At 38.9% G+C, this 6,235-nt stretch carries 5 protein-coding genes; 3 read left to right on the top strand and 2 right to left on the bottom strand.

What is annotated here, in order from left to right; all coding sequences use genetic code 11:
- Positions 1 to 113: 113 nt before the first annotated feature.
- Entirely contained in the window at positions 114 to 629 is a 516-nt protein-coding gene (locus tag AC1WHX_RS09780) for a hypothetical protein (RefSeq protein WP_009317619.1), read from the bottom strand.
- Between the two features lie 130 nt (positions 630 to 759).
- Between AC1WHX_RS09780 and AC1WHX_RS09775 the strand changes: the two genes are divergently transcribed.
- Complete coding sequence (locus AC1WHX_RS09775) at positions 760 to 1,932, top strand: exo-beta-N-acetylmuramidase NamZ family protein (RefSeq protein ID WP_270738580.1); 1,173 nt, start codon at positions 760 to 762, stop codon at positions 1,930 to 1,932.
- A 26-nt stretch (positions 1,933 to 1,958) separates the two neighbouring features.
- Here AC1WHX_RS09775 and AC1WHX_RS09770 read toward each other — a convergent pair whose 3' ends face one another.
- A complete protein-coding gene (locus tag AC1WHX_RS09770) occupies positions 1,959 to 2,459 on the bottom strand; it encodes a 3'-5' exonuclease (protein ID WP_009317617.1) in 501 nt (166 codons plus the stop codon).
- 287 nt (positions 2,460 to 2,746) lie between these two features.
- Here AC1WHX_RS09770 and asnA point away from each other — a divergent pair, with 287 nt between their 5' ends.
- Positions 2,747 to 3,781: an aspartate--ammonia ligase gene (gene asnA, locus AC1WHX_RS09765; RefSeq protein WP_009317615.1), complete on the top strand. Its 1,035-nt coding sequence runs from the start codon at positions 2,747 to 2,749 to the stop codon at positions 3,779 to 3,781.
- A 123-nt stretch (positions 3,782 to 3,904) separates the two neighbouring features.
- Positions 3,905 to 6,094, top strand: a complete 2,190-nt coding sequence (locus AC1WHX_RS09760) for a glutamine synthetase III family protein (protein ID WP_302544633.1) — start codon at positions 3,905 to 3,907, stop codon at positions 6,092 to 6,094.
- Positions 6,095 to 6,235 lie beyond the last annotated feature (141 nt).

Raw genomic sequence — 6,235 nt, 5'->3', positions numbered from 1 at the left:
TTTGAACTGTTTAAATATCAATTCAAAATACTATTAGTACTACTGCAAAGAACATGCCACAAAAAGAATTTGCGGCGGTATTGGCAGTTAAAAAAACGATATAAGCTCAAATTTTATTGGGTAATAGCAATATCGTATCGCAGTAGAGAGAATTGTATATGGAAAGGGTAGCCCTCTAATTTTTTGTTTCCTCCGGTACTTTTATGAAAATAATATCGTTTGCCCTTGTCGAAACTTTCTATTTCAAATTGCCGAGTTGTATGGGGCAGTAATTCTCCATCGACCATTACTTCCCGGTAATCAATCATTTTTCCGTTGGGAGCTCTATATGTGATTTTTAGTTTTACTCGGGTAACCAGATTTTCGGTATTGTTTTGTAGCATGAATGTTTCGGTACGGTCATTCAGCCTTTTTTCAAAACCTAACATGTCTATGGCATGGGCAAAATCTGTTTTCCTTAGACTTCCGGACTTCCCGCATAAAGTATTTTGTACTGTATCCTTTTTGTTTGTAATGATTCGTGCCGGCTGTGTTCGTGGTACGAACGGATTTTTCGGAACGTTGTTTTGTCCAGATAGTAAAATACAATTACAAGAAAGCACTATAATCAAAAAGAGTACATGTTTCATGATAGGATAGCTATAAATGATTAACTTTAGTTACAAAAATAAGATTTTTAGGATAAATGCGCGGTAATTCTGTTTAGAAAATGTATATTAGAAAACGTATTTCTGTATCTTTACAGACAAAAATAAAAAAATGAAACGTCATACATTTCTATTGATATTTTGGGTTTTATCTTTAGGTATAATTCAGGCTGTTCCTTTATTGAACGGGGCGGATCAGATTGATAAAATTGTTTCTTTGTTAAAATTCAAACGGGTCGGATTAGTCGTTAATCATACTTCTTTGGTGGGGGATAAGCAAACACACCTTTTGGATACATTATTGAGTCGGGGAGTTCATGTCGTCTCTGTTTTTGCACCGGAACACGGCTTTCGCGGAAATGCAGATGCCGGAGAAGTTGTCATGAACGGTCGTGACAAGCAGTCGGGTTTGCCCATTATATCCCTTTATGGGAAAAATAAAAAGCCGGCAAGAGAACAGCTGTCTGGAATAGATGTTATAGTATTCGATATTCAAGATGTCGGTGCACGTTTTTACACTTATATAAGTACTATGTATTATGTAATGCAGTCTTGTGTTGAAGCCGGAGTGGAGATGGTCGTGTTGGATCGTCCTAATCCGAACGATTATATTGACGGACCGATCATGCAAGACTCTTTGCGTTCATTTGTTGGAATGTTGCCGCTTCCGGTTCTACACGGTTTGACAATCGGGGAATTGGCCGGAATGATTCGGGGTGAAAATTGGGGGGATACTCATTCCTTAAAACTTACGGTAATCCCTGTAAAAGGTTGGCAACATGGAGATTCTTATATTCTTCCTGTGAAACCGTCTCCTAACTTGCCGAATAGTCGATCTATCACATTGTATCCGTCATTATGTTTTTTTGAGGCGACAGATATTAGTGTAGGGCGGGGTACTCGTTACCCTTTTCAAGTATTGGGCTATCCGGATAAGAAATTCGGAACATTTAGTTTCACACCTCGTGCGCTTCCCGGCTTTGATAAGAATCCATTACAGAAAGATAAGACTTGTTTCGGAATCGATTTACGGGAGATTGAAGTGAGTGGAGGATTGTCATTGAAATATATCCTTGATTTTTACCGGATTGCAGATCAAGGAAAATCCTTTTTTACCAGACCTCGTTTTTTTGATATGTTGATGGGAAATACGCAGGTCAGAATGGACATAATTGCCGGAAAAAATGAGAGTCAAATAAAAGGGCGCTGGGCTGATGAATTGAAAGAATACCGGCAGATGAGAAAGCGATATTTACTTTATCCTGATTTTCGTAATTTTGATTAATGTGTTGTTGGAAATTTAAAGCCTGTTTAAATTTCGGAGAGACGAAGCATCAACTTTGCAGCTGCCCGGGCGTCACTCAATGCATCATGGTGGTTAAGAGGAATTTGAAAATATTCACTGACAGTGTTGAGTTTATGATTTCTGAGAAATGGCAGTTTTTTGCGGGCTAATCGATAAGTACAGATACTTTCTGGAAGATGACTGGCGATTTGAGCCTTTTCGAGACAAGCATGCAGAACGCTCATGTCAAAAGGTGCATTATGTGCGACAATCGCGTCGCATTTGACAAACCACGAATCGATCCGACTCCAGACTTCTTCAAACGTCGGAGCATCCATTACCTTATCGGGGGTAATTCCATGTATGGCCGTACTCCAGTGTGAAAAGAAAAAAGGCTGAGGTTTTATAAGAGTTTCCCATTCTCTTGTTATTAGTCCGTTATTAACGATTACTAATCCCATAGAACAAGCACTGCTTCTGTATTTGTTGGCAGTTTCAAAATCTATTGCGATAAAATTGTTGATCATATTTTGTTCTTGGTGCAAACATACTCAAAAAGAACTATCTGATCGAATATTTTAGAAATTTTATTGCTTATCGATATGGATAAGTGGATCTAAATGTTATTGATTTAAAAAATATAGTAGCAAAAAGATTATATTTTTTATGTTGTTCTATACAAAAGTGTTATATTTGTCCCTGCAAAATACCTATATGGCTTTATAAAAATGAGATGAGTAAGTCGTTTTTGTTTGGCTGGTATGGTTAATAAATTGTATATCACTAAAATAATATTGAAAAATACAAGGTAAAAATGGCATTGATTATTCCGAAACAGTATAAATTGAAATTACTTCCCGAGACTACCGAACAGGCAATAAAGACATTGAAGGTCAGTTTTCAGGAAAAATTGTCTAAATCGTTGAACCTCCGTCGAGTAACAGCACCTTTGTTTGTATTAGCCGGAACAGGTATCAATGATGATCTTAACGGACATGAGAGAGCTGTTACTTTTCCGATTAAATGTATGGGAGATAGAAGGGCGGAGGTCGTGCATTCCCTTGCTAAATGGAAACGATTAAAGTTGGGGGCTTACGGAATCGCTCCGGGATATGGACTTTATACGGATATGAATGCGATCCGTTCGGATGAAGATCTGGACAATTTACATTCTTTATATGTAGATCAGTGGGACTGGGAACAGACGATTACCGAACAAGACCGGAATTTGGATTATCTGAAGGATGTCGTTCGTAAAATATATAATATTGTAAAAGAACTGGAAAGTCAGGTATATGCCGACTTTCCCCATATTACTCCTATATTGCCGGACAAAATTACTTTTATTCATGCCGAAGAGCTTTTACAAATGTATCCGACTCTGTCACCGAAAGATAGAGAAGCGAAAGCTGCACGGAAATATGGTGCGATATTTATTATCGGAATAGGGGGAAAACTCTCTAACGGAGAACCTCATGACGGGCGTGCTCCGGACTATGATGATTGGATATCTATGAATTCGGATGGATATAACGGATTGAATGGAGATATTATTTTATGGAACTCCATTTTAGAATGTCCATTCGAACTTTCCTCTATGGGTATTCGTGTCGATCGTATAGCTTTGCGACGGCAGTTGGAAACTTGCGGTTGTCCCGAACGGGAAAAGTTAGATTTTCATAAAGCTTTATTATCAGGAGAACTGCCGCTTTCCATCGGTGGAGGAATCGGGCAATCGCGTCTTTGCATGTTTTTGTTGCAAAAAGCGCATATCGGGGAAGTGCAGGCAAGTATTTGGCCTGAAGATCAAATTACCGAATGTGCTAAGCACCATATTTATTTATTGTGATGATTGAGTTTATTCAGTAAAATAAAACAGTCCCGTTATTGTATAATATATTTGTATGATAGCGGGCTTTCTGTTTTTTTTCTACCTTTGTATAGCTATTCTAAAAAATAAAAAGAAAATTCTATGTCATCCTTACGTTTCAGAGTTGTAGAGGAAGCTTTTAAGAAGAAAGCAGTTCCTGTGGAACGCCCGGAAGAACGTCCGTCCGAGTATTTTGCCAAGTATGTATTTAATCGTGAAAAGATGTTTCGATATTTGCCTCGGAAAACATACGATGCATTGGTCGATGCGATCGATAATGGAAAACCTTTAAACCGGGAGATTGCCGATCCTGTTGCTGCGGGAATGAAAAAATGGGCAATAGAAATGGGCGTGACGCATTATACTCATTGGTTTCATCCTTTGACCGACGGTACGGCAGAAAAACATGATGCTTTTGTAGAACACGACGGTAAGGGCGGAATGGTCGAGGAGTTTTCGGGAAAGCTGTTGATTCAGCAAGAAGGAGATGCTTCGAGTTTTCCGAACGGTGGAATACGAAATACGTTCGAGGCCCGCGGATATAGTGCATGGGATCCTTCTTCTCCTGCATTCATAGTGGGAGATACGTTATGTATTCCTACTATTTTTATTTCTTATACAGGAGAGTCTCTCGATTACAAAGCTCCTTTGTTGAAATCGATTGATGCCGTTACTTCTGCAGCGTTGGAGGTATGTCATTATTTTGATTCGCGAGTAAAAAAAGTTTATTCTTATTTGGGTTGGGAACAAGAATATTTTTTGGTTGATGAGGGATTATATGCTGCCCGTCCGGATTTGTTGCTGACAGGACGAACGCTTATGGGACATGAAAGCTCTAAGAATCAGCAGCTTGAAGATCATTATTTTGGTGCTATTCCTACTCGTGTATCGGCTTTTATGCAAGAATTGGAAATTGAAAGTTTGAAATTAGGCATTCCGGTGAAAACTCGTCATAATGAGGTCGCTCCTAATCAATTCGAGTTAGCTCCCATATATGAAGAATGTAATTTGGCGAATGACCATAATCAGGTCATTATGGAACTTATGCGCCGTGTTGCCCGTCGTCACGGATTCCGTGTGTTACTGCACGAAAAGCCATTTAAAGGCGTAAACGGGTCGGGTAAGCATAATAACTGGTCTTTAGGAACGGATACCGGAATACCGTTGTTGGCTCCTGCAAAAACACCCGAAGGAAACCTGCAGTTCGTTACATTTCTTGTAAATGTAATCATGGCTGTTTATAAACATAATGCTTTGCTGAAAGCCAGTATATCTTCAGCTACTAATGCACATCGTTTAGGGGCGAACGAAGCACCCCCTGCAATAATTTCTATTTTTCTGGGATCGCAGATGTCAGATGTTCTTGATGCTTTAGAAAACAGTTCGGATGATGCGGTAATAGAGTTGTGTGATAAAACAGGGGTGAAACTCAATATATCTCAGATTCCCGAATTGCTTATGGATAATACGGATAGAAACAGAACATCCCCATTTGCTTTTACCGGAAATCGTTTTGAATTCAGAGCAGTCGGTTCGTCTGCCAATTGTGCGGCGGCTATGATCGTTCTTAATTCTGCAGTTGCCCATCAACTTCGTCTCTTTAAAGAAGAGGTTGATAAGAAAATTCAGGTAGGGGAAAGTAAAGAGAAGGCGATTATTCGAGTATTGAAAAAATATATAAAGGAAAGTAAGCCTATTCGTTTTGACGGTAACGGATATAGCGATGAATGGAAGGCGGAAGCTGCTGCTCGTGGATTGGATTGTGAGACCAGTACTCCTGTTATTTTTGATGCTTATATAAAACCTGCTTCTGTCGAGATGTTTTCGGCAGTAGGGGTGATGAATGCTGTAGAGTTGGCTGCTCGCAATGAAGTAAAATGGGAAATGTACACTAAAAAAATACAGATCGAAGCTCGGGTAATGGGAGACTTGGCTTTGAATCATATTTTGCCTGTTGCAACGAGGTATCAAGCTTTATTATTAGATACGGTTTGTAAAATTAAGGAAGTATTTCCGCCTGAAGAAGCTGCTGCGATGTCTTCTAAAGATATGGAAATAATTCGTAAAATAGCCCGCCATACACTTTCTATACAAGAAATGGTAGCTACTATGGTGAATGCTCGTAAGTTGGCAAATAAAATCGAAGGGGAAAGGGCAAAAGCTATTGCATACCATGACACTGTTGCTCCGATGTTAGATGAGATACGGTATCATATCGATAAGCTTGAATTGATGGTCGATAATCAGATGTGGCCTTTGCCTAAATATAGGGAAATGTTATTTGTACGTTAAGTTTCTATATCAAAGATATACCAAATAGCGGAAGGCGGTTTTAAAACTTAAAACCGCCTTCCGCTATTTGGTATGTTATATTATTAAGTTTATTTGCAAGCAAAAACTGCAGTATTATTTTTTATCATATCTTGATAAGCC

This window comes from Coprobacter sp., assembly GCF_982436375.1.
Note: the sequence above shows the minus strand (reverse complement) of the source record. Positions and strands in the feature narration are given on the sequence as shown.